Origin of the sequence: Kitasatospora herbaricolor (assembly GCF_030813695.1) — a bacterium.
Lineage (GTDB): Bacteria > Actinomycetota > Actinomycetes > Streptomycetales > Streptomycetaceae > Kitasatospora > Kitasatospora herbaricolor.
On the sequence record NZ_JAUSVA010000002.1, the window covers coordinates 7,424,416 to 7,450,632 of the forward strand.

Here is a 26,217-nt window from a genome sequence, read left to right on the forward strand (position 1 = left end):
CGCCGTGCTCACCGCACCCCAGGCCGACACCCGGCCGGCCGCCCCGGCGGCGCCCCCGCCCGTGCGGCACCCGGCCCGGCGCGGCCGCCTCGCCGCCGCCTGGCCGTACCTGCTGATCGCCCCGACGCTCGTGGGCACGGCGTTCCTGCTGCTCTACCCCGTCGCCCGGAACCTGCTGATGTCCGTGCAGCACTTCCGGATGGCCGAACTCATCCGCGGCGACGCCGAGTTCGTTGGCCTCGCCAACTACACCCAGGTGCTCGGCGACCCGGACTTCTGGACGGTCACCGGCCGCACCCTGTGGTGGACGGCCCTCAACACCGGCCTGATCATGCTCTTCGGCACCCTGAGCGCCCTGATGCTCAAGGCGCTCGGCCGGCGGATGCGGCTGGCCGTGATGAGCGGGCTCGTGCTCACCTGGGCGACCCCGGTGATCGCCGCCACCACCATCTTCCAGTGGCTCTTCCAGTCCCGCTTCGGGGTGGTCAACTGGGCCCTGGACGCGCTGGGGTTCCACTCCTTCCAGAACTACGCCTGGTTCGCGCACCGCGGCTCGACCTTCTTCATCCTGGTCGCCCTGATCGTCTGGCAGTCCGTCCCGTTCGCGGCCCTCACCCTGTACGGCGGCCTCACCACCATCCCCGCCGAGCTGTACGAGGCCGCCCGGCTGGACGGCGCCGGCGCCTGGCAGACCTTCCGCCTGGTCACCTTCCCGGTGCTGCGGCCGCTGTTCGCGCTGGTCACCTCGCTGGAGGTGATCTGGTGCTTCAAGTGCTTCGCCCAGATCTGGGTGATCAGCCAGGGCGGCCCGGGGGACGCCACCACCACCCTGCCGGTCTACGCCTTCCAGATCGCGCAGTCCCTGCACAAGTACGACCTGGGCTCCGCCGTCTCGACCCTGACCGTGCTGATCCTGGCCGCCGCCCTGGTGTTCAACCTGCGCCGGATGTTCCGCCAGGAAGGAGAAGCCCTGTGAACCACCCGCCGAGCCGGGCGCTGCGCCGCGTCCCGCTGAACCTCGCGGCCCTGCTCGTCCTCGCCCTCTCGGCCTTCCCGGTGTACTGGATGGCGATCACCGCCCTCAAGCCCACCGCCGACATCCAGGCCGACACCCCGACCTTCCTGCCGCTGCACCCGACCCTCGACCACTTCCGGACGGCCGTCCACGCCGACGGGTTCGCCACCTTCTGGCGCAACAGCCTGCTGGTGACCTGCGGCGCGGTGCTGATGTCCCTGCTGGTGGCGCTCTGCGCGGCGTTCGCCGTGGGACGGCTGCGCTGGCGAGGGCGGCGGGCCTTCATCCTGATGGTCTTCGTCGCCCAGATGGCGCCCTGGGAGGCGCTGCTGATCCCGATGTACGTGATCGCCCGCGACACCGACATGCTCGACAGCCTGACCATGCTCACCCTGGTCTACTTCATGACCACGCTGCCCTTCACCATCGTCACCCTGCGCGGGTTCCTCGCCGCCGTCCCGGTGGAGCTGGAGGAGTCCGCCCAGGTGGACGGCTGCAGCCGGGCCGGCGCCTTCCGCCGGATCACCCTGCCGCTGCTCGCCCCGGGCCTGCTCTCCACCTCGCTGTTCGGCTTCATCACGGCCTGGAACGAGTTCGCCTTCGCCAACACCCTGATCATCAAGAACCAGGACGCCCGGACCCTCCCGGTCTGGCTCTCCTCCTTCGCCAACGTCTTCGGGACGGACTGGGGCGCCACCATGGCCGCCTCCTCGCTCTTCATGCTCCCCGTCCTGCTGGTCTTCCTCGTCCTGCAGAACAAGGTCACCTCCGGAATGACCGCCGGCGCCGTCAAGGGCTGACCGCGCCCACCGCCCCCTCCCCTGGAGCTCCCTCGTGATCATTCCGAAGCCCGCCCGACTGCTCCGCGGCTCCGGCGACTTCACCCTCGACCCGGCCGGCACCGTCCGGGCCGACGGTGAGGCCCGCGCCGCCGCCGACCTGCTGCGCACCCTGCTCGCCCCCGCCACCGGCCTGCCGCTGGCACCGGCCGCCGCCGGCGAGGAGCCCGCCGTCGAGCTGTCCCTCGACCCCGGCGACCCGGCCCTCGGCGAGGAGGGCTACCACCTGCGGGTCACCCCGGACGGCGTCCGGCTGCGCGCCGCCCGCCCCGCCGGACTGCTGCACGGCGTCCAGACCCTGCGCCAACTGCTGCCCCCCGAGGCCCTGCTGGACCGCCCGGCCCAGGACGTGCCGTGGCGGATCCCCGTCCTGGAGACCACCGACGTCCCCCGGTACCCGTGGCGCGGCGTGATGGTCGACGTGGCCCGGCACTTCCAGCCGCTGCCGTTCCTGCTGCGCACCGTCGACCTGCTGGCCTTCCACAAGCTGAACGTGCTGCACCTGCACCTCACGGACGACCAGGGCTGGCGGATGCCGAGCACCGCCTACCCGCTGCTCACCGAGATCGGCTCGGTCCGGGCCCGCTCGATGCTCGGGCAGGCCGGCAGCACCCGCTACGACGACCGCCCGCACGGCGGTTCCTACACCGTGGCGGAGCTGCGCCGGCTGGTCCGGTACGCGGCGGAGCGCGGGGTCACCGTGGTGCCCGAGATCGAGATGCCGGGCCACGCCCGGGCCGCGCTGGCCGCCTACCCGCACCTGGGCAACGTGCCCGGGCGCCGGCTGGACGTCTGGACCGACTGGGGCGTGTGCGAGAACGTCCTCGGCGTCCACGACGAGGTGCTGGAGTTCTGCCGGACCGTCCTCGGCGAGGTGCTCGACGTCTTCCCCTCGCCGTACATCCACATCGGCGGGGACGAATGCCCGACCACCGAGTGGGAGCGGAGCCCGGCCGCCCTGCGCCGCGCCGCGGAGCTCGGGCTCGCCGCGCCCAAGGAACTGCACGGGTGGTTCCTCGGCCGGATCGGCGAGTTCCTCGTGGAGCGGGGCCGCCGCCCGCTGTGCTGGGCCGAGGACAGCTCCTGCGGGGTGCCGCCCGAGTTCACCGTGATGCCCTGGCGCGACGGCGACCACGGCCTGGCCGCCGCCCGTCGGGGCCACGACGTGGTCATGGCGCCGCACCGCTCCACCTATCTCGACTACCCGCAGTCGGACGCGCCGACCGAGCCGCTCGGGCAGGCCGGCGAGATCGTCGACCTGCGGGCCGTCCACGACAACGAGCCGGCCCCCGCGCACTGGGAGCCCGCCGCCACCGCCCGGGTGCTGGGCACCCAGGCGCAGCTGTGGAGCGAGTTCATCACCACCGCCGAACAGGCCGACTACCTGGCCTTCCCCCGGCTCTGCGCGCTGGCCGACCGCGCGTGGAACCCGTCCAGCGACTGGACCACAGACTTCCTGCCCGCCCTGCGCGACCACGGGCCCCGCCTGAACGCGCTGGGGATCAACCGCACCACCCCGCGGTGACCGGGACCGGTACCGGTCACACCGCCGTGCTCCACCCCGCAGTAGTCCCGCACAGCCCCCACTCTGAAGGGATCAACGTGTCAGCACGACTCCGCATACCCGCCCGTGCCCGGACGGCGATGGCCGTCTGCACGGCCGCCGGCCTGGCCTGCGCCGCCCTGGTGACCGTCCCGGCCTCGGCCGCGACGGACTCCCTCACCGCGCAGTACCGCACCAGCGCCGGCGGTGCCACCGCCGACCAGTCCGAGCCGTGGCTGGAGATCACCAACACCGGGACCACCAGCGTGCCGCTGGCCGGGGTGACCCTCCGGTACTACTTCAAGTCCGACGGCCCCAACGTGACGTACCGCTACGCCTGCTCCTGGGCGGTCAAGGGCTGCGGCAACATCACCGGTACCTTCGGCACCCTGGCGAACCCCACGGCCACGGCCGACCGCTACCTGGAGATCGGCTTCACCGCCGGCGCCGGCTCGCTCGCCCCCGGGCAGAACACCGGCGACATGCAGCTGCGCTTCTACCGCTCGGACTGGCAGACCCTGACCCAGTCCGACGACTACTCGTTCAACGGGACGCAGACCACGTACGCCAACGCGCCGAAGGTCACGCTGCAGCGCGGTGGCGCCGTGCTCTGGGGCACCGCCCCGGCCGGCAACGACCCGACCACCCCGCCCACCACGCCCCCCACCACGCCCCCGACCACCCCGCCGGTCGACCCCAACGCCCCGGCGCTGTTCGACGACTTCAACTACACCGGCAGCGGCGACCCGGCCGTCCAGCAGCACGGCTGGACGGTCAAGTCCGGCCAGGGCGGCCCCGGTGTCCCCGGAGCCACCTGGTCACCGCAGGACATCACGTTCCAGTCCTCCGGCGGCAACAGCATCATGAACATGCGGCTGACCACCGACGGTACCGCCGCCGGCACCAAGGAGACCGAACTCCAGACCACCGCACGGAAGTTCAAGAACGGCACCTACGCCGCGAGGGTCAAGTTCAACGACACCCCGACCGGCGGCCCCGACGGCGACCACGTCAACCAGACCTTCTTCACCTTCACCCCGCTCAACGCGCCGATGGACCCGAACTACAGCGAGCAGGACTTCGAGTACCTGCCGAACGGCGGCTGGGGCGAGCAGAGCAACATCATGTACAGCACGTCCTGGGAGACCTACAACCCGGACCCGTGGAACGCCGTCAACGCCCACGTGGAGAGCCGGCAGTCCTACGACGGCTGGCACGACCTGCAGCTCACCGTCGACAACACCAGCATCACCTACTACATCGACGGTCAGGTCTTCGGCACCCACGGCGAGCCGTACCTGCCCGAGACGCCGCAGTGGATCGACTTCAACCACTGGCTGATCGACCTCAACGGCCAGACCAGCAGCACCCCGCGGTCGTACAACGAGCAGGTGGACTACGTGTACTTCATCAAGGACCAGGTGCTCAGCCCGGCCCAGGTGACCTCGAAGGTCGCCGGCTACCGCTCGGCCGGCACCACGTTCACCGACACCGTCCCCGGCAGCTGACCCGACAGCTCACCAGGACCGCTCCTGCCCTGCTCCCGGCCGCCGCGCACGGCCGGGAGCAGGGCGCGTGCTAAGGCGTCACGAGGTAGCGCCCCACCATGCCGCCGGTCATGTGGTGGGTGACGTGGCAGTGGTAGATCCAGTCACCCGGGTTGTCCTCGGTGTACTCGATGGTCAGGGTGGTGGACGGTCCGATGATCTGCGAGTCCACCCAGCCCTGGTAGCCCTGCCGGCTGCGCCAGCGGTGCCCGTGGATGTGGAAGACGTGGAACTCCTCGCCCAGACAGGCGATCCGCCACCGCACCCGGTCGCCGACCTTCGCCGTGCAGGTGGGGGTGTTGTCCACGAAGGCCCGGCCGTTGAACATGTTGAGGCCCTGGCCGAGCGAGCGGGCCGAGCGTCGGTTGAGGTCGTGCAGGAAGATCACGAACTCCCGGTCCACCGCGGGTGTCTGCTGGTCGGTCACCACCAGGATGCCGAACAGGCCGAGTTCCGCGCCGATCTCCATCACCATGCTGCCGTGGCCGGCGTCCTGGCCGCCGGCCGTCCCGTCGTCCTGGCCGGTCCCGTGGCCGTCGTCCTGACCGCCCGGGTGGCCGGGGTGCTGCGCGTCGTCGGTCCCGCCGTCCGGGCCGCCGTGCCCCGGGTGCTGCGCGTCGTCGGCGGCCCCGCCGTCCTGGCTCCCGCCCCCGCCCTCCTGCTGGCCGGCGTCCTGGCCACCGTCCTGGCCGCCCTCGTGCCCGGGGTGCTGCGTGCCGTCGTGCTCCCCGTCGTGCCCGCCGCCCGGGTGCCGCGGCCGGTCCTGCCGTCCGGCGGTGTCCCCGTGCCCGGCTGCGGCCCCGTGAGCCGAGCCCCCGTGAGCCGAGCCGCCCTCCTGCTCCGGAATGCTCCGGCCCGGCTGCGGCCGGGCCCCCCGGGCGCGTTGCGCGGCATCGGCCGCCGCGCCCGCCGCGGGGTCCGCCCCCGGCGGGGTCTGCGGCAGCGAGTGGTCGTGGTACGGCCAGGTGCCGACCGAACTCGGGTGGCAGTACCAGGTGTACGTGTAGCTCTCGCCGTACGGCACGGCGCTGCCCGGCCGCTTCTCGTCGTCCGCCAGCCACCCGCCGTCGTTGTCGCGGTCGTACATGACGCCGTGCGGGTGCATGCTGTGCGGCCAGCGGTAGTGCTCGTCGTTGTTCCGGAAGTGCACCCGGATCAGGTCGCCGGCCTCGGCGCGCAGCACCGGCCCGGGGATGCCGGAGTTGGCCCCGATGCCGTTCGGGCCGAGGTCCTGGTCGAGCGGGCTCTCCCAGTCCGGGGTGTAGGCGCGGTAGCCCAGCGCCCAGAAGGTGGTCTGCTCGGCGGTGAACGGCCGGCCCATCATGGCGTCCGTGCCGTTGGGCACCGCGTTGTGCTCGAAGGACTCCGCCTGGATCCAGAACTCCTTCACCCGTCCGCTGGGTTCGAACTTCGGGAGCGCGAAGGGGTCACCGCCGGGGGCGGCCGGCGCGTCCGCCCGGGCCACGGTCGGCGGCAGCAGCGCCGCCGGGCCCGCCAGGGCGGCGACGGTACCACCGCCGACCAGCCCGCGGATCATGCTCCGGCGGCCGGGTTCGCGGTTCTCTTCTCGCATGAGGTCCTCTCGACGAGCAGCGGCCCCGACGGGGCCGTATCCGCTGCCGGCCGGGAAGGCCGGCAATCCCTGTCCCGGAGACTAGGCACAGCCGCGCCGCCGATCGCGGCAGCCGCCGTCGAAGGGTCCCCCGGTCGGCGCAGGCCCGTTGCGCCGCCCGGAGCCGATTCCCGCCGTCCGGGTTTCGGCCGCCCCGACCACGGTGCGCGACGGCCCGGCGGCCGCCGGGCCCCGGCCCCGCCCGCGCTGCGGGCCTGGTGCGGCCGCCGCCGTAGCCGTTCTCAAACCCCTTTCAAACCGGAGGCGAACCGGGAGGGAAGAGGATCGGTCTGTAGCCGGCCCGGCTGCGCCTCGAAGGGAGCGATTCGCGTGCATCTGCAGGACATCCTGAGGTTGAGGCCGGTCCCGGCCGCCGCGGTGTACTTCGGTCTCACCCGGAGGTGCCCGCTGCACTGCCGCCACTGCTCCACGGAGTCCCTGATGGACAGTGAGCAGTTCCCGGCCAGGATGTTCCTGCGCTTCGCGGAGACCTTCACCCCGGAGAACCGGCCCGAGCTCACCCTGATGTCCGGCGGCGAGGCGCTGCTGCGCCCCGGGCTGGTGCGCGACATCGCGGACCGGGCACGGGCGGTCGGCTCCCGCAGCTACGTCCTGTCCGGCCTGTACTTCGCGCAGAAGCCCCGGATCCCCAAGCCGGTCCGGGCCGCCATCGAGGCGGTCGACCACTTCTCCGCGAGCACCGACCGGTTCCACGAGGAGGAGGTGCCCCGGGCGGCGGTCTTCCGGGTCCTGCACGAGCTGCTGGACGACGGCAAGGACGTCAGCCTGCAGATCACCGGCGAGGGGCCGGACGACCCGTACCTGGCCGACATCACCGCCGCCGTCCGCCGGGAGTTCGGCGAGCGGGTACCGATGCTGGTGGTGCCGCTCTCCCCGGTGGGCCGTGCCCGGGAGTGGATGGCCACCCACCCGCAGGCCGCCTACCCCGCCACCGCCGCGCCCTGCACGCTGGCCTGCTGGCCGGTCATCGGCTTCAACGGCCAGGTGACCTCCTGCGGCAACCAGGACGTGATGGACGGCAAGGTGCCGCTGCCGGCCCATCTGTTCCTCGGCCACATCGCCCGGGACGACTGGGACACCGTCAAGCGCAAGGCCGTGGAGTCCCCGATGGTCGGGGCGATCCGCACCTACGGCCCGGAGTACCTGGCGGAGCGGTTCGGCGGGCAGGAGAGCTGCGACGGCTACTGCCAGACCTGCTGGAAGCTCTCCACCACGCCGGGCGTGAAGGAGGGGGTGCAGGCGCTGACCCTGCTGCCGTCCACCATCGCGGTGCGGGACGCGGTGGAGAAGGTCTCGGTGGACGCCGGCCCGCTGGGCTTCGCGCGCCGCTTCGGGGTCCCGGGCTACGCCGACCTGATCACGCTCGGGGACACCCCGCCGCCGGCCCCGGCCGGGCACCGCGACGCCTCCCGGCAGGACCTCGCATGGACCGGCTGACCCACGCGGAGATCAACCGCATCCGGCAGACCCGCGGCGCCACCGCCCTGCTCTTCATCACCGACCGCTGCCCGGTCGGCTGCGGCCACTGCTCGGTGGACTCCCGGCCGGACAGCCCCCGGATCACCGACTTCGACCTCTTCGAGCAGATCGTCGACCGGCTCAGCGCCGACCCGGTGCGCACGATGATCGGCGTCTCCGGCGGCGAGCCCTTCGTCGAGCGGCGGGGCCTCACCTACGCCGCCCGGCGGATCACCGAGGCCGGCAAGGACCTGGTCGTCTACACCAGCGGGGTCTGGGGCCGGGCCGCCGACCCGCCGCGCTGGATCCACGAGGTGCTGGAGCGCTGCCGCTGCGTCTACCTCAGCACCGACGCCTACCACGAGGCCGGCACCGGCCCGGAGCGCTTCACCGGCGCGGCCCGCGCGATCGCCGGCCACGACCTGCCGATCGTCGTCCAGGTGGTCGACCAGGGCGACGCGCTGGGCCGGGCCGAGGAACTGCTCGTCCAGGCCTTCGGCACCGGCTGGGCGCGGTACGCCGAACTGGTCGCCACCCAGGGGCTCCCGCACGGACGGGGTGCGGCGATCTTCGAACGCCCCCAGCGGGTGCCCGGGCGGGCGCTCGGCGCCTGCGAACTGGTGATCTCACCGGTGATCCGCTACGACGGCCGGGTCACCGCCTGCTGCAACGAGTCCGTGCTGATGGGCGGCGGGCCGGCCGCGCTGCGGCGGGACTGCTCCAGCGGCGAGGAGGTCGGCCAGGCCGTGGAGGAGTTCCAGCAGAACCCGCTGTACCGCGCGATGGGCACGGCCGGCGGCGGCGCGCTGACCGCGCACCCGCGCTTCACCGACCTGGCGGACCGCGAGTTCGCCGACATCTGCGGCCTGTGCTGGGCCATGACCCGGCGGGTCGTCCCCGAGCAGGACGACCTGCTGCTGAGCGCGATCGACCTGGTGGGAAGGGGAGCGCACCGATGAGCACCGTCACGCCGAGCACCGTCACGCCGAGCACCGTCACGCCGCCCGCGCGGCCGGGCATCGCGGCCGGGCCGTCCGGCGCCGCCCGCGCCAACAGCGAACTGGTCCGGGCCAAGATCGGGCTGCTGATGCCCGGGTTCTCCGCCCTCACCTCACGACTGTGGACCTCCCCGTCGGTGGCCGAGCTCTACCCGCGCTACCTGCGCCTGCTGCACACCGCCATCCGCGCCACCGTGCCGCTGATGGACCTCGCCCTCGAACGCTCCGAGGCGCTCGCGCCCACCGACCCGGTGGCGGCCGGCCTGGTCGGCTACCTGACCAAGCACCGGCGCGAGGAGCGCGGCCACGACGACTGGGTGCGCGAGGACCTCGCCGCGATCGGCCAGGACCCGGACACCCTGCTGAGCGCGATGCCCGGCACGGCCGTGGCCAACCTGGTCGGCGCGCAGTACTACTGGATCCGTCACCACCACCCGGTCTGCCTGCTGGGCCACATCGCCGTCCTGGAGGGCTACCCGCCCTCGCCGCAGCTCACCGGCTACCTGCGGGAGCGCACCGGCTACCCGGCCGAGGGGTTCCGCACGCTGCACCGGCACGCCACCCTCGACGTCCGGCACCGCGACGAACTCCTGCGCTTCCTCGACGAGTTGCCGCTCGGGCCGGAGCACCACACGGCGATCGGGGTGAGCGCCCTGCACACCCTGCAGGCCACCACCGTCCTCTTCGAGGAACTGCTCGCCACCGCGCCCGAGGCCCCGCCCGCGCCCGTCGCCGGCACCGGCCCCGCCGCCCGGCCGGTCTGAGCGGGAGGCGGCCGCGATGCCCCGGTCCGGATTCCTGTCCGCGCTGAACCACCCCCAGTACCGGCTGCTCTTCGGCGGCCAACTGCTCTCCAGCTTCGGCGACTGGATCGACTTCGTCGCGCTGATCTCCCTGGTGGCCTACCAGTGGGAGGCCGGCGCGGGCGGCCTGGCCGTGGTCTCGGCGGCGGCCGCCGTCCCGTGGATGCTGGTGGCGCCCTTCGCCGGGGTGTGGGCCGACCGGCTGCCGCAGAAGCAGGTGATGATCGGCTGCGACCTGGCCCGGGCCGCGCTGGTGCTCGGCTACCTGCTGGCGCCCAACCTCCCGGTGCTGGTGGTGCTGGTGGTCGCCAAGGTGGCGGTCAGCACGCTGTTCGTGCCGGCCCAGCAGTCGACCGTCACCCTCGTGGTGCCGAAGTCGGCGCTGCTGGCGGCGAATTCGCTCAGCGGCTTCGTCACCCAGGTCTGCAAGATCGCCGGACCGGCCCTGGGCGGGGTGCTGCTCGCGGTGACCAGCCCGCAGGGCGCCTTCGTGGTGGACGCCGCGACCTTCCTGCTCTCGGCCCTGATCCTGTCCAGGCTCCGGCTGCCGGCCCGCCCGCGGCGCCGGACCGGTCCGGACGCCGACGCCGACGCCGGCGCCGAACCGGACGCCGACGCCGGAGCGGACGGCCGGACGGGCTTCCGCCACGAACTGCGCGAGGGCATCGCCTTCGTGCTCGGCAACCGGGTGCTGCTGATCGCGATCGGCAGCCTCTCCGCCACCATCTTCCTGGTCCTGGCCTTCGACACCCTCTCACCGCTGGTCCTGGTGCAGCTCGGGATCTCCGAGTCCCTGTACGGGCCGGCCATCGCGGCGGTCGCCGCCGGCGCGGTCGCCGGGACGGTCCTGGTCGGCCAGTGGGGGCAGCGCTGGAACGCCTTCACCCTGCTGGCCACCTCGCAGGCGGCCACCGGCGTCCTGATCGCCCTGATCGGCGCCGCGGTGCTGACCGGCTTCCGGATGGCCCCGCCGCTCTGGCTGCCGGTGGCGGTCGGGATCGGGCTCTGCTCCACCGGGATCCTGGTGGTCTTCCTGTACCTCGTGCAACGGGCCACGCCCCAGGAGCTGATGGGGCGGGTCAGCACGGTGGTGAACATCGTGCCCACGGTGCTGCAGATCTCGGCGCCGCTGGTCGGGGCGGCCCTGGCGGTCTGGATCGGCCTGGGCTGGGTGCTGGCAGGCGCGGGCACCGGACTGGCCGTCCTGGGCGCGGTGTTCCTCCGGCTGCGGCCGGCGGACGTGGACGGTCCGGCTGACGACCCGGCGGACGACGCCGGGCCCGCCGGTGCCCCCGAACCCGCGGTCGCCCCTGAACCCGTCGGCGCCCCCGAGGCGGCCGGCACCCCCGAAACGGCCGGCGCCGCCGAGCAGGCGGCGCCGCCCGAGACCGGCCGAGGCCCGGCCGGCACCCCCGAAAGGCCCGCGCTGGCGGGCTCCGCAGACGACGCGAGGCCGGGCCGACCGGTCGGGCCGGGGCGTCAGTACGGATCACGGAAGAAGGTAGACATGGCGAACGAGTCGGTCGAGGCCCTGGCGGCGAACGGCCACAGCTTCGAGGGGGCGAGCGAGGAGCAGCTGGCGGTGATCGCCAACCTGTCCCCGGAGGAGGTCGAGGTCATCAACTCGATCAAGTCGCGCCTGGACGGCGAGGTCGCGGCCCACTCGGTGGCGCCGCCGAGCGACACCGTCGGCGGCCTCGTCTGGTAGTGCCCGCCGGTGACCGCGGCGCCGGGGTGGTGGTGCGGCAGGGGGTCTGCCGCACCACCGTCCGGCCCCGGTCGCTCCCGGTGCGCCACGCACAACCGTAGGACATGCCGAACCTGTGACGTCGTCAGGTACTTCACCAGAAGGAGAACGGACATGGCATTCGACTCGATTGCGGCTCTCGCCGCGAGCGGCCACAGCTTCGAGGGGGCGAGCGAGGAGCAGCTGGCGGTGATCGCCCACCTCTCCCCGGAGGAGGTCGAGGTCATCAACTCGATCAAGTCCCGGCTGGACGGCGACGTTGCCGCCCACAGCCAGGACTCCAACACCACCGGCGGAGTGGTCTGGTAACCGTCCCCTCGGCAAGCGGTCGTACCGGCGCGGGCCCGCGGCCCGCGCCGGTACGGCACCCCCGGAGTGAGAAAGGAACGGGCCGACCATGGACGACTCCCTCGACGCCCCCGACGCCCCCGGCGCCCTCGACGCCCCCGGCGCCCTCGACGCCCCCGGCGCCCTCGACGCCCCCGGCGCCCTCGACGCCCCCGAGGCACCCGACGCCCCCGGAGCCCCGCTCGACGTGCTGGCCGCGTCGGGCTTCCCGATCGACGAGCTGACCGACGGCCAGCGCGCGGTGCTGGCCGCCCTGTCGGCCGACGAGGTCGCGGTGCTCGCCGGCGTCGGACTGCGGCTGGCGGAGGCCGGCCCGGAGGTGCAGGCGCACCTGATGGTGGGCGGGCTCTTCTTCTGAGGGCCACGCCCGCCCGGATCCACCGTCCCCCGACCTCCCGTCCGTCCCCTGACTCCCCGTCCCACGAACTTCCCGCCCCTTCCCGACTTCCCGCTCCTTCCCGGCACCCGCCGCACGCCGGTCCCCGCGTGCGGCCGTCCGGCCGCGACCCTCAGGAGGGCGACCATGGAGTGCCCCTCGTGCACCGGGCAGAACGCGCCGGGCGCGCGCTTCTGCATGGCCTGCGGACGCCCGCTGGAGGCGGCCGACCAGCCCGTCCGCGCCCGGCGCACCGTCACCGTGGTCTTCGCCGACCTGGCCGGTTCGACCGCGCTGGCCGAGCGGCTGGACCCGGAGGCGCTGCGCGAGGTCATGCTGCGCTACTACACCCTGATGCGCGACTGCCTGGAGCACCACGGCGGCACCGTCGAGAAGTTCATCGGCGACGCCGTGATGGCGGTCTTCGGGGTGCCCAGGGTGCGGGAGGACGACGTCCTGCGGGGCGTCCGGGCGGCCTGGGACATGCAGCAGGCGATGGACGAGCTCAACGCCGGCCTGGACCCGGCGCTGCGGGTGCGGCTGCGGCTGCGGATCGGGGTGAACACCGGCGAGGTGCTCTGGTCCAGGGAGTTCGGCGACGGCCACGCGATGGTCTCCGGCGACACGGTCAACGTCGCGGCCCGGCTCGAACAGCACGCCCCCGACGGCGGGATCCTGCTGGGCACGGTCAGCCACCGGGTGGCGGCGCCCGAGATCACCGCGGTGCCGGTCGAACCGCTCACCGTCAAGGGGAAGTCCCGGCCGCTGGCGGTCTGGCGGCTGACCGGCGTGCATCCGGACCCGGAGGCCACGGTCCGGCCCGGCAGCGCCCGGCTGATCGGCCGGCGCGAGGAGCTGCACCAGCTGGAGCTGGCCCGCGAGCGTTCCGTCACCCAGCGCGGCTGCCACCTGTTCACCCTGCTCGGCGATCCGGGCGTGGGCAAGTCACGGCTGGTGGCCGAGTTCCTCGCCGGGCTGCGCGAGGGCGGCGGCGCCGTCGCGGTCAGCCGCTGCCACCCCTACGGCGGCGCGGGCACCCTGCAGACGCTGGCGGAGCTGCTGCGGCAGGTGATGGGCGCGCCCCCCGGCGGCCCCGCCGCTCCCGCCGCCGAACGGGCCGCGCTGCGTGCGCTGCTGGACGGCCAGGAGGGCGCCCCGGCCGCCGTGGCGTTGCTGGGCGCGGTGCTGGACGGGACGGGCGCCGCGACCGAGGACACCTTCTGGGCCACCGGCCTGCTGCTCCAGGCGCTGGGCGAGGTACGGCCCGTCACCCTGGTCTTCGACGACCTGCAGTGGGCGCAGCCGACCCTGCTGGACCTGATCGACCACCTGGCGGACTGGACCGCCGGCGCCCCGCTGCTGCTGCTCTGCCTGGCCCGCCTCGACCTGCTGGACGTGCGCCCCGGCTGGGGCGGGGCGAAGCTGTCAGCGACCTCCCTGGTGCTGGGCCCGCTCTCGCCGGCCGACTGCGAGGAGCTGGTCGAGTCCTGCGCCGAGGTGACCGCGCACAGCGAGGCCGGCACCGTGCGCCGGGTCGCGGCGGCGGCCGAGGGCAACCCGCTCTTCGCCGAGCAACTGGTCGCCGTGCTGGCGGACGGCGGTACGGCGGACGAACTGCCGCCGACCGTCCAGGCCCTGCTGGAGGCCCGGCTGGACCGCCTGCCGCGGGCCGAGCGCGAGGTGCTGGAGCACGCCTCGGTGATCGGACGCGAGTTCACCGTCCCGGGCCTGCGGGACGTCGGTCTGCAGGACACCGCCCTACGGGACGGCGCCCTGCGGGACGGCGCCCCGGGGGGCGGCGCCCCTGACGACGGCACCCCGGACGACGACGCGGCGGCGGCCGCCGGGCAGCGGGACCAGCTGGCGCCCGTCCTCCAGGCGCTGCTGCGCCGGCGGCTGGTCGAGCCGGCCGGCCGGCGGCCCGGCACCGCCGGGTACCGTTTCGTCCACCTGCTGGTCCGCGAGGTCTGCTACGCGGGCCTGCCCAAGCGCCGCCGGGCGGCCCTGCACGAGGCGTACGCCGGCCGGCTGGCGGCGGGCGAGCCGGTCCGCCACGAGCTGGTCGGCCGCCACCTCGCCGAGGCCCACCGCCACCACCGGGACCTCGGCTCCGACCGGCAGGGCCTGGCCCGGCTGGGCGCCGGCGCGGCCCGGCACCTGCTGACGGCGGGGGAGCGGGCGCTGGCCCGCGGCGAGTGCTCATGGGCCGCCCAACTCCTCTCCCAGGCAGCGGAACTGGCGCAGCCCGGCACCCCGGACCGCAGTACGGCCCGGCTCCGGCTGGCCGAGGCGCTGATCGCCACCGGGGCGGCCGGCCCGGCCCGCGAACTGCTGCTCGGACTGCTCGCCGAGGCCCCCGCCGGCCCGACCGCGAGCACCCTGCAAGGCCCGTCCGCGACCGGCCTGCCCGGCCCCTCGGCCGGCCCCTCGGTCCTCCCCGGGCCCGGGCCGGCCGCGCCCGGGCCCGACCCGTGCCCCGCCGCCCACGCCCGGCTGCACCTGGCCTACCTGGCCGTCCCCGAGACCGGCCTGGAACCCCTGGTCGAGACCGCCCGCGAACTGCTGCCGGTCTTCACGGCGGCCGCCGACGAACTCGGCCAGGCCCGCACCCGGCTCTACGTGGCGCACGGCCGGCAGGCCCGCGGACGCTACGTGGAGGCGGCCGGGCACTTCGAGGCCGCCCTCGTCAGCGGCGGCCGGGCCGGCGCGGTGCTGGAGCAGGCGACCGCCCTCGGCGGGCTCGCCGTCACCCTCTGGCTCGGGCCCGAGCCCGTGCCCGCCGCCGTCGCCCGCTGCCGGGAGCTGCTGGCGGGGCACGCGGCGGGCCGCCGGGCCGTCCGGGCGGCGCTCTGCTGCCCGCTGGCGGTGCTGCTCGCCATGGGCGGCGACTTCACCGAGGCCCGGGCCCTGGTGGCCGAGGCCGAACGGATCGCGGAGGACCTCGGGGTGGCGGTGCCGCAGGCGGCGATCCAGACCTTCGGCGGGCTGGTGGAGACCCTGGCCGGCGCGCCCGGCGCCGCCGAGGAGCGGCTGCGCCGGGCCTGTGCGCTCGCCCTGGCCGCCGGCGACCCGGACACCCACGCCACGGCCGCCGACACCCTGGCCGCGCTGCTGCTGGACCAGGGCCGGCACCCCGAGGCGCAGGACCTGGCCGGCGCCGTCCGGGCCGGCGCCGGCGACTCACCGCTGCAACGGGCCGAGCACCAGGCCGTCCGGGCCCGGCTGGCCGCCGCCGCAGGGCAGCACGAACGGGCGGCCGGCCTGGCGGCCGAGGCCGTCCGCCTGGCCGAGAGCACCGACTCCCCGGTGGGCCGGGCCCAGGCCCTGCTCAACCGGGCCACCGTGCTGCTGGCGGTGGGCGACCCGGTGCACGCGCGGACGGTGGCCGACGGGGCCGAGCGGGCCTTCACCGGCAAGGGTCACCTGGTCGGCGCGCTGCGGGCGGCCCGCCTGCGGGACGGCGGTCCGCGATGACCACCCCGCACTGGAAGTCCCCCGGGGGTGAACCGCTCACCTGGCGGCTCACCGACCTGGCCGACGTCCCGCTGACCCTCGACAGCCGCTGGCCGGGCCCCGAGCTGCCGGCCGGACCGGTCGCCACCGGGACCGGCGCCGGCGTCCGGGTCTGCGTGCTCGACAGCGGCGTGGTGCCGGACCACCCGCAGGTCGGCCGGCTCGACGGGTCCTTCGCCGTGCGCACCGGCCCGGACGGCCGGCAGGTGGTGGAGCCGGACGAGATCGGCGACACCTGCGGCCACGGCACGGCCTGCGCCGGCATCATCCGCTCGCTGGCACCGGACTGCGAACTGGTCAGCCTGCGGGTACTCGGCTCCGGCCTCTCCGGCACCGGGGAGGCCCTGCTGGCCGGCCTGCGCTGGGCGGTGGAGCAGCGCTTCGACGTGATCAACATGAGCCTGTCCACCACCAAGCGGGACTTCGTGCTGCGGCTGCACCAACTCGCCGACTCCGCCTACTTCGCGGGCTCGCTGCTGGTCGCCTCCGCGCACAACCTGCGGGTCGAGAGCTTCCCCTGGCGGTTCTCCTCGGTGGTCTCGGTGGGCAGCCACGACCTGCCCGACCCGCTGCACCTGCTCTACAACCCGGTGCCCCCGGTGGAGTTCTTCGCCCGGGGCGTCGAAGTACCGGTCGCCTGGCTGGAGGGCGGCACCCGCCGCTGCACCGGCAACAGCTTCGCGACCCCGCACGTGGCCGGCCTCTGCGCCCGGATCCTGGGCAATCACCCGGGCCTGACGCCCTTCCAGGTCAAGAGCCTGCTGCATCTCACCTCGGCGAACGTCAGGAGAGCCCCATGAACCGCCAGGACGTGCTCGCCACGGCCCTCGCCGTCACCGATTCCGACACCGGGCACCGGGAGTTGCTGCAGTCCGTGGTGGAGGCGGCCCGCGGCGTCTTCGGCGCCCGCGCCGCCTCCATCATCGGACTGGACCCCGGCACCGAGGAACTCGTCTTCGAGGCCGTCTCGGGGGAGGGCGAGGACTTCCTGGTCGGCAACCGGTTCCCGGCCGCCCGGGGCATCGCCGGCTGGGTCCTGGTGTCGGCCGAACCGGTGATCGTCGACGACCTCTCGCAGAGCCCGGTCTTCGACCGCGACATCGCCGAGTCCACCCGCTACGTACCGGACGCGCTGATGGCGGCGCCGCTGCTGCACGGCGACCGGGTGCTCGGGGTGCTGGAGGTGCTGGACCGCGACGTCCGGCGGCAGTCCGCGCTGCGCGACCTGGACTGGCTCGGCCTGTTCGCCGCCCAGGCGGCCGCCGCCCTCGCGACGGTGCAACGCGCTCGCAGCGCCCGGCAGGTGCTGCACGGCGAGGGCTCCGCCGAGCTGACCGAGGTGGTCGCCCTCGTGCAGGCCTTCACCGCGCTGCCCGCCGAGCGGCGGGACGCCGGCCGCCGGCTGCTCCAGGCGCTCACCGAGGCCCTCGCGGCCCGGCCCTGAAGGGCGCCGCGGGCCCGGGAGGCGGCGGCCGGCGGCCGCCCCGGCTCCGGGGCCCGTGGCGGTCCCGGCTGTGGTGGGTGGGGCGGCCGGGCCCTGGTGTTCCCGCCGGTGCGGACACCCGCACGCCACGCTGTGCGTCCCGTTGACGACATACCGTCAGGCCGCAATGATGACAGGCCGGTTGACGCGCCCAGGGGTGGGGCGCGCACGGAGCGTTCCATGCCCGGGGAGGGATCGACATGGAGTTCAGTGTGCTCGGACCGCTCGAAGTGCACGTCGGTGAAACTCGCGTGGATCTGGGATCGGGCAAACTCCGTTTCCTGCTCGCGGCCCTGCTCTGCCGGGCCAACACCACGGTGTCGACGCTGCGCCTCACCGAGGCCCTGTGGTGGGGGAACCCGCCGCGGACGGCCGCGAAGAACCTGCAGGTGAACGTCCACTACCTGCGCAAGGCACTGGTCAGTCCCGGTGACGGGCCGCGGGTGCTCAGCCGCCCTGGCGGCTACCTGCTCTCGACCGCGCCCGAGGAGGTCGACCTGGCCCGCTTCGAGGCGCTCGCCGCCGAGGGGACGGCCGCGGTCCGCCGGGGCGAGCCGGAACAGGCCGACCGGCTGTTCCAGCGCGCGCTGGCGCTCTGGCGCGGGCGGCCCTTCGACGGGATGGAGCGCTCGCCGCTGGTCCAGCAGGAGAGCGTACGGCTCGCCGAACGCCGCCTGGCCGTCGCGGAGATGGCGATCGACGTCCGGCTCGGACTCGGCCAGTACTTCGAGGCGCTGGCCGACCTGGACGCCCTGGTGGAGGTCCACCCCTACCGGGAGCGGCTGCGGGCCCAGCAGATGATCGCGCTCTACCGCACCGGCCGCCAGGTGGAGGCGCTGATGGTCTTCGACGCCGTCCGCCGGCTGCTGGCCGAGGAGCTCGGACTGCAGCCCGGAGCCGTCCTGCAGCGCCTCCAGCAGGCCGTCATCGAGGGCCGCGGCGAGGTCGGCCTGCCGGGCCTGGCCGGGCGGCCGCGGGCGATCCAACTGAGGGGCAGCACCAGTCAGTTACCCCCGGGCCTGGCGGACTTCGTCGGGCGACGGGAGGCCTCGGCGCGACTGCGCGAGATCCTGCACCCGGAGGAGGACGGACCGGCCCAGAGACCCGCCGACTGGACGCTCGCGGTCGTCTCGGGGCCCGGTGGCGCCGGCAAGTCGACCCTGCTCAACAGCGTGGCCCGGACCGCCGGCGACCACTTCTCCGGCGGCCTGCTCTACCACGACCTGCGCGCGCCCGACGGCACCCCGCGCGACCCCGCCGACGCGCTGGCCGGCCTGCTGCGGGCGACCGGCCTGCCGAGCGAGGACGTCCCCGCGCCGGTGGCGGACCGGATCCGGCTCTACCGCGAACGGCTGCACGGCCGGCGGATCCTGGTCCTGCTCGACAACGCCCTGGACGAGGCCCAGATCCGCCCCCTGCTGCCCACCACCGGCTCCTGCGCCACCCTGGTGACCAGCTGCTCGCGGCTCTCCGGCCTCACCGGCGCGCAGCTGGTGGAGATCGGCGGGTTCAGCCCCGAGGAGGGCATCGAGCTGCTCGGGCGGATCGCCGGCCGGCGCCGGGTCGCGGCCGAGCCGGAGTCGGCCGCCCGGATCCTGCGGGCCTGCGGGTTCCTGCCGCTGGCCGTCCGGATCGCCGGCACCCGGCTGGCGACCCGCCCGCACTGGAGCCTGGCCCGGCTGGCCGGCCTGCTGGACGGCCCGCTCTGCCTGGACGAACTCTCGGTCGGCGACCTGGACCTGCGGACCTGCCTGGTCCGCAGCCACTACGGCACCCATCCGGACGACCTGCGGTTCACCGCGCTGCTCGGCGGTCTGCCCGACTTCGGTTTCACCCTGGAGCAGGCCGCCGCCCTGCTCGACCTCGGGCCGCGCCAGGCGGACGACCTGCTCGACCGCCTCTGCGACCGGCGGCTGGTGGTCCGGGACCAGCCCGGCTACGGCGCCCCGGCGCGGTACCGGGTGCCGCCGGTGGTCGGCCGGTTCGCCTCGGAGCAGGACCCGGACCGGGCCGCAGGCGGGCCGGAGGCCTCCCTGTCGGGCCGGGTCCGCGACCACTCGATCCTCTGACGGTCCGCCGCCGGGTGCTCCTGCGCACGCGCGGGGCCGGGCCGGGGCGGACCCGGTCAGGCCGGTCCGGTCCCGGCGCCCGGCCCCGCGGCGCGCGACTCCACGAAGTCCTTGAAGTGCTGAAGTCCGTCGATGGCCTGGCGGTGCACGAAGCCGAGCTTGTCGCCGACCGTCTCGACCAGGCCGTGCGGGTCGTGCGCGAGCTGCAGCATCACCTTGGTCCGCGCGTCGTCCAGCCGGTGGAAGGTGACCACGCCCGCCTGGTGCAGGTCGCCCGCGACGGTAGTCCAGGCGACCCGCTCGTCCGGGATCTGTTCGGTGATCCGGGCGTCGAACTCCCGGGTGGCCCCGCCGACCCTGACCACCCAGTGGGTCAGCTCGGGGGACGTCCGGTCGATCCGCTCGACGCCTGCCATGAACCTAGGGAAGTCCTCGAACCGGGTCCACCGGCGGTAGGCCACCGATACGGGGACGGCCACTTCGATCGATTCCTCTACCTGTGTCATCGGGTTCACTCCGATCGGGAGGGGAGGGGAGGGGGCTGTCCGGCGCCTGCCCGCTCGCCGGGGAGGTATGCCGGAGAGTCAGGCCGGGGTGTTCCGCCCGGGTCCGCGGCCGCGAGGGGCGGACGAATTCGACCCCGGGGAGTTTGCAATTCCCTTTCGGTGCAAGGCGACAGGGCATGAAGGGACTATTCGTCGTCATCAGAGTGCTCGCCAACGCCGCCGTCGCCGTCCTGGTCGTCTGGATCCTGCTGCGCCTGCTGGGCGCGAACACCGGCAACCCGGTGGTGCACTGGATCGAACAGGCCGCCGACTGGCTGGCCGCCTGGTCCCGTGGCATCTTCCAGGTCGCCGGGACCACCCTCCAGCTGGTGCTCGACTACGGGCTCGCCGCCCTGGTCTACGGGGTCGTGGGGAACCTCGGCGCCCGTCGCGAGTGGACCTGACGGCCCAACCACGGACCGCCGCCGCTGCGTGGACCGGCGTTTCGGCGGCATGATCGAGGGGAGACGCAAGCCGGTCCCACCGGTCCGCCGAGGCGGCCGGCCGGACCGGCCGGGTCACCCGGTCGTCCAGTCGCACCTGTCCGCCACCGCGTCCCGCCGCCGAAGGCGAGGGCCGCCCGACGTAAGGCCGCAGCCATGACCAACTTCGTCATCTCGTTGCCCGGCACCTTCAAGCAGGAGCTCACCCAGGCCGCGAAAGCGCAGCTGCTCGGCGCGCTGCGGGGCGCCGACCCCCAGGAGGTCGGGTCGGACCCGCAGGACCTCGACATGCTCACCCTGAACGAGGGCAGCCCCACCTTCACGCTCCGGCTGGAGGTGACGGCCGAGGACAGTCGCGGCGCCGAGCGGGAAGCCCTCGCGATGGCCTCCCGAGCCCTGGCCCTGGCCGGTTTCCAGGGCGACGCCGCCCTGCTGGGGCAGCCCGCCATCACCTCCATCGACACCTCCGCCGACTCGGCGTGACCGGGCGGCGGCGGTCCGGGTCCGGCGGCCGGGACGCCGCGCGTCCGCCCGGCCGCCCGCCCGGCCTGTGCGCCCGCCCGCCGGCCAGGCTCAGCGTCGGCGCCGGCGGGCGCTCCGTGGGGCCGGGAGGGTCGCCGGCCGGAGGGTCGCGGGCGTGGCTTGCCTTCGAGCGCACTCCAACCGCAATGATGCGCTGAGACCCGGTCCACCGGCTCCCCGGATACCGGCTCCCCTCCAGCGTCGCTGACTCCCCGCGCCGCACGTGTCACTCCCTCGAAGGCGGGTTCTCCATGACCACCAGCACCGTTCTGATCACCGGCACGTCCTCCGGCATCGGCCTGGAGGCGGCCGTCGCCGCGGCCAGGGCCGGCTGGCACACGGTCGCGACGATGCGTGACACCGCCAAGGCCGGTGCCCTGCGCGCCGCCGCCGAGGCGGCCGGTGTGGCCGACCTGGTCGAGATCCGGCGGCTGGACGTGACCGACCCCGACTCGGCGGCGGCCTGCGTGGCCGCGGTGGTCGCCGATCACGGCGCCCTGCACGCGGTGATCAACAACGCCGGTGCGGGCCACGTCGGCACGCTGGAGGTCGACGGCGTGGAGGCCGCCCGGAGGGTGATGGAGGTCAACTTCTTCGGGGTGCTGAACGTGACGGCCGCCGCGATGCCGCACCTGCGCGCGACCGGTGGGCGGCTGGTCGCCGTCACCAGTGTCGGCGGCGTGGTCGGCCAGCCGTTCAACGAGGCGTACTGCGCTGCCAAGTTCGCGGTGGAGGGCTACCTGGAGTCGTTGACCCCGGTGGCCGCCACGGTCGGGGTGAGCGTGACGGTGGTGGAGCCGGCCGCGGTGGCGAGCGAGTTCGTCGCCAACGTCGGCGTGCCGGACGACCGCTCCGAGCTGCTGGAGCGGATGGGCCCGTACACCCCGGCGCTGGAGGCCTATCTGGCCCGGACGGCCGGCGCCTTCGCCAATGCCCAGTCCGCCGCGGACGCCGCGGCGGCCGTCGTCGCGGTGCTCACCGCCGAGCGGCCGGCTCCGCGGGTGCAGACCTCGGACGCGGCCCGCGCCTTCATCGCCGGGAAGCTGGCCGACCCGGACGGCACCCGCGTGGTCGGGGTCACCAGCACCTGGGTGGCCTGAGCGGCCGGCACCGGCGACCGGCCCGGACCTCGGCCCGCGTCGGGGCTCAGGCCGGGAAGCGGTCGATGTTCTGCTCGGCCCAGGCCCTGATGCCGGCCAGTGGCTCCGCGGCGCTCCGGCCGAGGTCGGTCAGGGCGTACTCGACGTGCAGCGGCACCGCCGGGTAGATGGTGCGGGTGAGCAGGGCGGACTCCTCCAGCCGGCGCAGGGTCTGGGTGAGTACCTTGGGACTGACCCCCTCCAGCAGCCGCTGGAGTTCGCCGAACCGCAGCGGTCCGCCCTCCAGGGCGCCGATGGTGAGGGCGCTCCACTTGTTGGCCAGCAGGGCGAGGATGTCGCGGCAGGGGCAGAGGGCGGCGTAGACATCGTGGCGGTCGTGGTGGCCGGTGGCGCAGCTGGTGGCCAAGGGATCGCTCCTTCTCCGTGCTGACGTGCTGACGTGCATTGCTTCCCAAAGGATAGTAGATGCCCTTGCGGGTTACTACGGTCGTCCGCGTAGCGTCGGTGGCGGAACAGCGAGACCGGCGGAGAAGTCCGGCCGCCGCCAGTGAAGGAGCCCCACCGTGACCCGACCCACCGACGCACCCACCATGCGCGCCGTCACCCAGCCCGCCTTCGGCGGCCCCGAGGTGCTGACCGTCACCGACCTGCCGCGCCCGGTGCCGCTGCCCACCGAGGTCCTGGTCCGGGTGGTCTCCGCCGGGGTCAACCCCGTCGACCTGAAGACCCGGGCCGGCGCCGGCATGGCCGGGGTGCTCGGCGAGCCCCCGTTCGTCCTCGGCTGGGACGTCTCCGGCGTGGTGGAGGAGGTCGGCTTCGGCGTGCACACCCTCGCCGTCGGTGACGAGGTCTACGGGATGCCCTGGTTCCCGCGCGCGGCCGGTGCGTACGCCGAGTACGTGACCGCGCCCGCCCGCCAGTTCGCCCGCAAGCCCGCCGGCCTCGGCCACGACGAGGCCGCCGCCCTGCCGCTGGCGGCGCTCACCGCCTGGCAGATCCTGGTCGACACGGCCGGCGTCACGGCGGGGCAGCGCGTCCTGGTGCACGCCGCGGGCGGCGGCGTCGGCCACTTCGCGGTCCAGATCGCCAAGCACCTGGGCGCCCATGTGACCGGCACCGCGGGCGCGGCCAAGCACGCCTGGCTGCGCGAACTGGGCGCCGACGAGGTGGTCGACTACACCGGCACCCGCTTCGAGAAGGAGATCTCCGACATCGACGTGGTGGTCGACCTGGTCGGCGACGAGCACGACGCCACCAGCACCCGCTCGCTCTCGGTGCTGCGCCCCGGTGGCCTGCTGGTCGCCGTACCGTCGGGGGTCTCGCCGGCCCTGGCGGAGGAGGCGCGGGCCCGCGGTGTCCGGGTCGCGCCCTTCCTGGTGGAGCCGGACGGCGCCGCCCTCACCGCTCTCGCCGGGCTGGTCGAGCAGGGGCGGCTCGGGGTGGAGGTGGCCGCCGTGTTCCCGCTGGAGGAGGCGGCCCGGGCCCACCGCGAGCTCGCCGGGCGACGGACCCGGGGCAAGATCGTCCTGCGGGTGGCGTGATCGCCGCTGCCGGTCGCACGGACCGACCGTCCGGACCGGCGGGGGCGTGAACCGACGGAGGGCGTGACCGGAGGGGCGGGGGCGTGAACCGGACGGGCGGGGCGCGAGCCCCCGGCCCGGGTGCCGCCCGCCCGTCGCCCGCGCGCTGCCGCCCGTCCGGAGCCCCGGCGCCCCCGCCGTGGTCCTTCCCGGGCCGCCGCCCGGCTTCCGGTGCGCCAGGGGCCGCGGTCGCGATCATGCGCGGCCGGGCCCGCGACCAGCCTTTCGAGTGGTCGCGTCGCGCTTTCCGCCCCACCCGCGCCTCCCCCTCGCATGCTGTGACAGCCGGGTGCCCGCACGCAGCTCCGGCCGTCGAGGGGGAGGGGTGCGCGATGGCGAGGACGAGATCCGGCGGCGGCGCGGGGCGCCGGCTGCGGCTGGCCGCGGTCATGTCCGTCGGCGCCGCGATGCTCGGCGTCCCGGTGGGCGCGGCGCACGCCGCCGATCCGGCCGGGTGCTCGCGCACGTCCGGCACCGGCGGCGACACCGTCGTCTGCGAGCGGGGGATCCCGCAGGGGTCCACCCTGACCGGCACCGACAAGGGCGAGGACACCATCACCGTGCACGGCGGCGTCGCCGGCACCCTGGTGCTCGGCCGCAGCGACACCGTCCTGGTGATCACCGGTACCCCCGGCGCCCGGGGCGGGGAGGGGCCGAGGGGCGGCGACGCCGGCGGCTTCCTCGACTTCGACGGGGCGCAGGACGGCGCGGACGGCGGCCCCGGGGGCGACGGCGGGGCCGGCATCACGGCCACCGGCTCCGTCCGGCTCGGGGCCGGCGTCAACACCGTCACCGTCGCGGGCGGGAGCGGCGGCGACGGGGGAGCGGGCGGAGGCGGGGGCCGCCCCGACGGCTTCTGGAGCCGCGGCGGTGGTGACGGCGGGAACGGCGGCAAGGGTGGCGACGGCGCCCCGGGGAACGCGGGCGAGCTGGTGCACGGCCCCGGCCAGGACACCGTCACGGTCATCGGCGGCAACGGCGGCCGGGGCGGTCAGGCCGGCGCCGGCGGCGACGCTGACCACGCGAACCCGAGCCCCGGGCACGCCGGTCACGGCGGCGCCGCCGCTCCCGGCAACAGCAGGACGATCCACCAGGCCGGCGGCGCGAGCACCAGGCTCCCCGGCAGCATCACCCTCACGGTCACCGGCGGCGCCCCCGGCGCGGGCGGCGGCGTCGGCGACGGCGACTACCACGGGCCGGGCGGGCCGGGCGGCAACGGATCGGCGGCCGGCGGCAACAGCGGTCCCATCACCCTCGGACGGGGCTCGGTGACCGTGCGGGGGCAGCGCGGCGGCGACGGCAACACCAGCACCATCACTCTGATCGGCACCGGTGCGCACACCGTGCGGGCCGTCGGGGCGGGCGGAAACACCGGCACAATCATCGGCTCCGACAGCGGCAGCACCACCATCGAGGTGACCGGCGGGTCGGCGGTCGGGAACACCGGCCGGATCAAGGGCGCCTCCGGGACCGGGACCGCCACGGTCACCGTCACCGGCGGCACCTCCCGGACGCCCGACGGCGACCTCGGTGCGACGGGCAACAGCGGCACCGTGGCGGGCGGCCCCGGTCCGGACACCCTCACCGTCCGGGGCGGCGGCGGAACCCGCGGCGGGGCGGCCAACACCGGCACGGTCCAGGGCAACGCCGGCCGGGACGTGGTCCGGCTGACCGGCGGCACGGGGGCGTCCGCCGACGGCGCCGCGAACGCGGCCGGCGCCACGGTCGACGGCGGGGACGGCCCCGACGCCGACATCTGCGCGCTGGAGGGCGGCGGCTCCGGCAAGGTCGTCAACTGCCTTCCGGCAGAAGCTCCCTGACCTCGGCCGGGCTGTTCGGTACGCTCCGTCACCACGGCCCGGGCGGCAGCGTCGGACCCCCGCGCGGCCGCTGCCCCGCCACCTGGCAGCGCCCGCGCCGGTGCGGCAGCATGGGAAGTGATCGCCCAGCGGCCGGGACCCGGAGGAGCCCGCCGCCGACCGACCGGCCGACGGCGCCGCGGCCGGTCCGCGCAATGCCAGGAGCGCCCCATGACGACCAAGCAGCAGAGCTACGCACTGGAGGACATCGCCTTCTTCGAGGCGGTCAAGGCCGCTTTCGACCAGCATCCCGGGGCCGGGGGCCGCTACGCCCTCGCCAGCCTCACGCTGGAGAACGCGATGGGCGTCGACCTCGCGAGGAAGAGCGGCTTCTCCCGGGTCGAGGACGGCCGGATCATCACCGAGTTCGTGGACCGGGACGCCCCGGTGCTGCGCTCGACCAGCCATCGCACCTGCCGGAAGTGGGACTTCAACGGTGACTGCCTCGACTGGTGGGAGCCGGTGATCTGAGCAGCCCGGGGGACGACCGGCCGCGGCCGACAGCCCGACGCCCGACAGCGGGCCCGGCGCCCGACGACAAACCCGGCGCCCGACGAAAAAAGGTGCGGACCGAGAGAACTCGATCCGCACCTGATCACTGCCGCATCTCCCCGAGGGAGATGATCTGTGTCCGAGGGGGGACTTGAACCCCCACGCCCGATAAAGGGCACTAGCACCTCAAGCTAGCGCGTCTGCCATTCCGCCACCCGGACGGGGTGTACTGCTTGTCTTCGCTGCCGTGCCGCGCTGACTCGACAACTGTAGCAAAGATCGGGTTCTGGTCCCAAAAACGGCC

23 protein-coding genes and 1 tRNA gene are annotated in these 26,217 nt (G+C 74.7%); 20 read left to right on the forward strand and 4 right to left on the reverse strand.

Annotation, left to right across the window (positions count from 1 at the left end; translation table 11 throughout):
- Positions 1–4: 4 nt before the first annotated feature.
- The 4 genes from J2S46_RS32225 (at position 5) to J2S46_RS32240 (ending at position 4,905) form a co-directional block, all read left to right on the forward strand.
- Complete coding sequence (locus J2S46_RS32225) at positions 5–976, forward strand: carbohydrate ABC transporter permease (RefSeq protein ID WP_191288053.1); 972 nt, start codon at positions 5–7, stop codon at positions 974–976.
- Positions 973–1,815, forward strand: coding sequence for a carbohydrate ABC transporter permease (locus tag J2S46_RS32230; protein ID WP_191288054.1), 843 nt, complete (start codon positions 973–975; stop codon positions 1,813–1,815). Before J2S46_RS32225 ends, J2S46_RS32230 begins: the two co-directional genes overlap by 4 nt.
- 34 nt (positions 1,816–1,849) lie before the next feature.
- Positions 1,850–3,379 (forward strand): beta-N-acetylhexosaminidase, encoded by a 1,530-nt coding sequence (locus tag J2S46_RS32235; protein WP_191288055.1) that lies wholly within the window; start codon positions 1,850–1,852, stop codon positions 3,377–3,379.
- Positions 3,380–3,498: 119 nt separating this feature from the next.
- Positions 3,499–4,905 carry a cellulose binding domain-containing protein gene (locus J2S46_RS32240; RefSeq protein ID WP_191288313.1) on the forward strand — a complete coding sequence of 469 codons (1,407 nt, stop codon included), beginning with the start codon at positions 3,499–3,501 and terminating at the stop codon, positions 4,903–4,905.
- 70 nt (positions 4,906–4,975) lie between these two features.
- On the opposite strand, the gene J2S46_RS32245 is transcribed toward J2S46_RS32240, so the two are convergent.
- Positions 4,976–6,517, reverse strand: a complete 1,542-nt coding sequence (locus J2S46_RS32245) for a multicopper oxidase domain-containing protein (protein ID WP_191288056.1) — start codon at positions 6,515–6,517, stop codon at positions 4,976–4,978.
- A 480-nt stretch (positions 6,518–6,997) separates the two neighbouring features.
- On the opposite strand from J2S46_RS32245, the gene J2S46_RS32250 reads away from it, so the two are divergent.
- The 10 genes from J2S46_RS32250 to J2S46_RS32295 all read left to right on the forward strand — a co-directional run bounded on the left by J2S46_RS32250 (position 6,998) and on the right by J2S46_RS32295 (position 19,372).
- Positions 6,998–8,014 (forward strand): radical SAM protein, encoded by a 1,017-nt coding sequence (locus tag J2S46_RS32250; protein WP_191288057.1) that lies wholly within the window; start codon positions 6,998–7,000, stop codon positions 8,012–8,014.
- Entirely contained in the window at positions 8,002–8,994 is a 993-nt protein-coding gene (locus tag J2S46_RS32255) for a radical SAM protein (protein ID WP_191288058.1), read from the forward strand. The genes J2S46_RS32250 and J2S46_RS32255 overlap by 13 nt, the downstream gene beginning before the upstream one ends.
- Complete coding sequence (locus tag J2S46_RS32260; RefSeq protein WP_191288059.1) at positions 8,991–9,797, forward strand: iron-containing redox enzyme family protein; 807 nt, start codon at positions 8,991–8,993, stop codon at positions 9,795–9,797. The genes J2S46_RS32255 and J2S46_RS32260 overlap by 4 nt, the downstream gene beginning before the upstream one ends.
- A gap of 16 nt (positions 9,798–9,813) precedes the next feature.
- The gene (locus J2S46_RS32265) at positions 9,814–11,544 is read left to right on the forward strand and encodes an MFS transporter (protein ID WP_191288060.1); all 1,731 of its coding nucleotides are present in this window, start codon (positions 9,814–9,816) and stop codon (positions 11,542–11,544) included.
- 153 nt (positions 11,545–11,697) lie between these two features.
- Complete coding sequence (locus tag J2S46_RS32270) at positions 11,698–11,892, forward strand: aroma-sacti cluster domain-containing protein (protein WP_073921629.1); 195 nt, start codon at positions 11,698–11,700, stop codon at positions 11,890–11,892.
- An 88-nt stretch (positions 11,893–11,980) separates the two neighbouring features.
- The gene (locus J2S46_RS32275) at positions 11,981–12,289 is read left to right on the forward strand and encodes an aroma-sacti cluster domain-containing protein (RefSeq protein ID WP_307351987.1); all 309 of its coding nucleotides are present in this window, start codon (positions 11,981–11,983) and stop codon (positions 12,287–12,289) included.
- A gap of 165 nt (positions 12,290–12,454) precedes the next feature.
- Positions 12,455–15,781, forward strand: a complete 3,327-nt coding sequence (locus tag J2S46_RS32280; RefSeq protein WP_191288062.1) for an adenylate/guanylate cyclase domain-containing protein — start codon at positions 12,455–12,457, stop codon at positions 15,779–15,781.
- Positions 15,778–16,620: a S8 family peptidase gene (locus J2S46_RS32285; protein WP_191288063.1), complete on the forward strand. Its 843-nt coding sequence runs from the start codon at positions 15,778–15,780 to the stop codon at positions 16,618–16,620. The genes J2S46_RS32280 and J2S46_RS32285 overlap by 4 nt, the downstream gene beginning before the upstream one ends.
- The gene (locus tag J2S46_RS32290; RefSeq protein WP_073921625.1) at positions 16,617–17,264 is read left to right on the forward strand and encodes a GAF domain-containing protein; all 648 of its coding nucleotides are present in this window, start codon (positions 16,617–16,619) and stop codon (positions 17,262–17,264) included. Before J2S46_RS32285 ends, J2S46_RS32290 begins: the two co-directional genes overlap by 4 nt.
- 239 nt (positions 17,265–17,503) lie before the next feature.
- Positions 17,504–19,372, forward strand: coding sequence for an AfsR/SARP family transcriptional regulator (locus tag J2S46_RS32295; RefSeq protein ID WP_191288064.1), 1,869 nt, complete (start codon positions 17,504–17,506; stop codon positions 19,370–19,372).
- A gap of 56 nt (positions 19,373–19,428) precedes the next feature.
- On the opposite strand, the gene J2S46_RS32300 is transcribed toward J2S46_RS32295, so the two are convergent.
- Positions 19,429–19,878 carry an SRPBCC family protein gene (locus J2S46_RS32300; RefSeq protein WP_191288065.1) on the reverse strand — a complete coding sequence of 150 codons (450 nt, stop codon included), beginning with the start codon at positions 19,876–19,878 and terminating at the stop codon, positions 19,429–19,431.
- A gap of 176 nt (positions 19,879–20,054) precedes the next feature.
- Between J2S46_RS32300 and J2S46_RS32305 the strand changes: the two genes are divergently transcribed.
- The 3 genes from J2S46_RS32305 to J2S46_RS32315 all read left to right on the forward strand — a co-directional run bounded on the left by J2S46_RS32305 (position 20,055) and on the right by J2S46_RS32315 (position 21,982).
- Positions 20,055–20,321, forward strand: a complete 267-nt coding sequence (locus J2S46_RS32305) for a hypothetical protein (protein WP_073921622.1) — start codon at positions 20,055–20,057, stop codon at positions 20,319–20,321.
- Between the two features lie 195 nt (positions 20,322–20,516).
- On the forward strand, positions 20,517–20,843 hold the full coding sequence (locus J2S46_RS32310) for a hypothetical protein (protein ID WP_191288066.1): 327 nt from the start codon (positions 20,517–20,519) through the stop codon (positions 20,841–20,843).
- 290 nt (positions 20,844–21,133) lie between these two features.
- Positions 21,134–21,982, forward strand: a complete 849-nt coding sequence (locus tag J2S46_RS32315) for an SDR family NAD(P)-dependent oxidoreductase (protein WP_191288067.1) — start codon at positions 21,134–21,136, stop codon at positions 21,980–21,982.
- Positions 21,983–22,028: 46 nt separating this feature from the next.
- On the opposite strand, the gene J2S46_RS32320 is transcribed toward J2S46_RS32315, so the two are convergent.
- Entirely contained in the window at positions 22,029–22,388 is a 360-nt protein-coding gene (locus tag J2S46_RS32320) for a winged helix-turn-helix transcriptional regulator (protein WP_191288068.1), read from the reverse strand.
- Between the two features lie 184 nt (positions 22,389–22,572).
- Between J2S46_RS32320 and J2S46_RS32325 the strand changes: the two genes are divergently transcribed.
- The 3 genes from J2S46_RS32325 to J2S46_RS32335 all read left to right on the forward strand — a co-directional run bounded on the left by J2S46_RS32325 (position 22,573) and on the right by J2S46_RS32335 (position 25,892).
- Positions 22,573–23,523 (forward strand): NADP-dependent oxidoreductase, encoded by a 951-nt coding sequence (locus J2S46_RS32325; protein ID WP_191288314.1) that lies wholly within the window; start codon positions 22,573–22,575, stop codon positions 23,521–23,523.
- A gap of 371 nt (positions 23,524–23,894) precedes the next feature.
- Positions 23,895–25,382, forward strand: coding sequence for a hypothetical protein (locus tag J2S46_RS32330; protein ID WP_191288069.1), 1,488 nt, complete (start codon positions 23,895–23,897; stop codon positions 25,380–25,382).
- Between the two features lie 210 nt (positions 25,383–25,592).
- The gene (locus J2S46_RS32335) at positions 25,593–25,892 is read left to right on the forward strand and encodes a hypothetical protein (protein WP_191288070.1); all 300 of its coding nucleotides are present in this window, start codon (positions 25,593–25,595) and stop codon (positions 25,890–25,892) included.
- Positions 25,893–26,049: 157 nt separating this feature from the next.
- On the opposite strand, the gene J2S46_RS32340 is transcribed toward J2S46_RS32335, so the two are convergent.
- Positions 26,050–26,134, reverse strand: a tRNA-Leu gene (locus J2S46_RS32340).
- Positions 26,135–26,217: the final 83 nt, after the last annotated feature.

Coding starts and splice junctions, on each gene's coding strand:
- J2S46_RS32240 (WP_191288313.1), top strand. CDS start 3,499: ATGGCCGTCTGCACGGCCGCCGGCCTGGCCTGCGCCGCCCTGGTGACC.
- J2S46_RS32245 (WP_191288056.1), bottom strand. CDS start 6,517: ATGCGAGAAGAGAACCGCGAACCCGGCCGCCGGAGCATGATCCGCGGG.
- J2S46_RS32250 (WP_191288057.1), top strand. CDS start 6,998: ATGGACAGTGAGCAGTTCCCGGCCAGGATGTTCCTGCGCTTCGCGGAG.
- J2S46_RS32255 (WP_191288058.1), top strand. CDS start 8,002: ATGGACCGGCTGACCCACGCGGAGATCAACCGCATCCGGCAGACCCGC.
- J2S46_RS32260 (WP_191288059.1), top strand. CDS start 8,991: ATGAGCACCGTCACGCCGAGCACCGTCACGCCGAGCACCGTCACGCCG.
- J2S46_RS32265 (WP_191288060.1), top strand. CDS start 9,814: ATGCCCCGGTCCGGATTCCTGTCCGCGCTGAACCACCCCCAGTACCGG.
- J2S46_RS32270 (WP_073921629.1), top strand. CDS start 11,698: ATGGCATTCGACTCGATTGCGGCTCTCGCCGCGAGCGGCCACAGCTTC.
- J2S46_RS32275 (WP_307351987.1), top strand. CDS start 11,981: ATGGACGACTCCCTCGACGCCCCCGACGCCCCCGGCGCCCTCGACGCC.
- J2S46_RS32280 (WP_191288062.1), top strand. CDS start 12,455: ATGGAGTGCCCCTCGTGCACCGGGCAGAACGCGCCGGGCGCGCGCTTC.
- J2S46_RS32285 (WP_191288063.1), top strand. CDS start 15,778: ATGACCACCCCGCACTGGAAGTCCCCCGGGGGTGAACCGCTCACCTGG.
- J2S46_RS32290 (WP_073921625.1), top strand. CDS start 16,617: ATGAACCGCCAGGACGTGCTCGCCACGGCCCTCGCCGTCACCGATTCC.
- J2S46_RS32295 (WP_191288064.1), top strand. CDS start 17,504: ATGGAGTTCAGTGTGCTCGGACCGCTCGAAGTGCACGTCGGTGAAACT.
- J2S46_RS32300 (WP_191288065.1), bottom strand. CDS start 19,878: ATGACACAGGTAGAGGAATCGATCGAAGTGGCCGTCCCCGTATCGGTG.
- J2S46_RS32305 (WP_073921622.1), top strand. CDS start 20,055: ATGAAGGGACTATTCGTCGTCATCAGAGTGCTCGCCAACGCCGCCGTC.
- J2S46_RS32310 (WP_191288066.1), top strand. CDS start 20,517: ATGACCAACTTCGTCATCTCGTTGCCCGGCACCTTCAAGCAGGAGCTC.
- J2S46_RS32315 (WP_191288067.1), top strand. CDS start 21,134: ATGACCACCAGCACCGTTCTGATCACCGGCACGTCCTCCGGCATCGGC.
- J2S46_RS32325 (WP_191288314.1), top strand. CDS start 22,573: ATGCGCGCCGTCACCCAGCCCGCCTTCGGCGGCCCCGAGGTGCTGACC.
- J2S46_RS32330 (WP_191288069.1), top strand. CDS start 23,895: ATGGCGAGGACGAGATCCGGCGGCGGCGCGGGGCGCCGGCTGCGGCTG.
- J2S46_RS32335 (WP_191288070.1), top strand. CDS start 25,593: ATGACGACCAAGCAGCAGAGCTACGCACTGGAGGACATCGCCTTCTTC.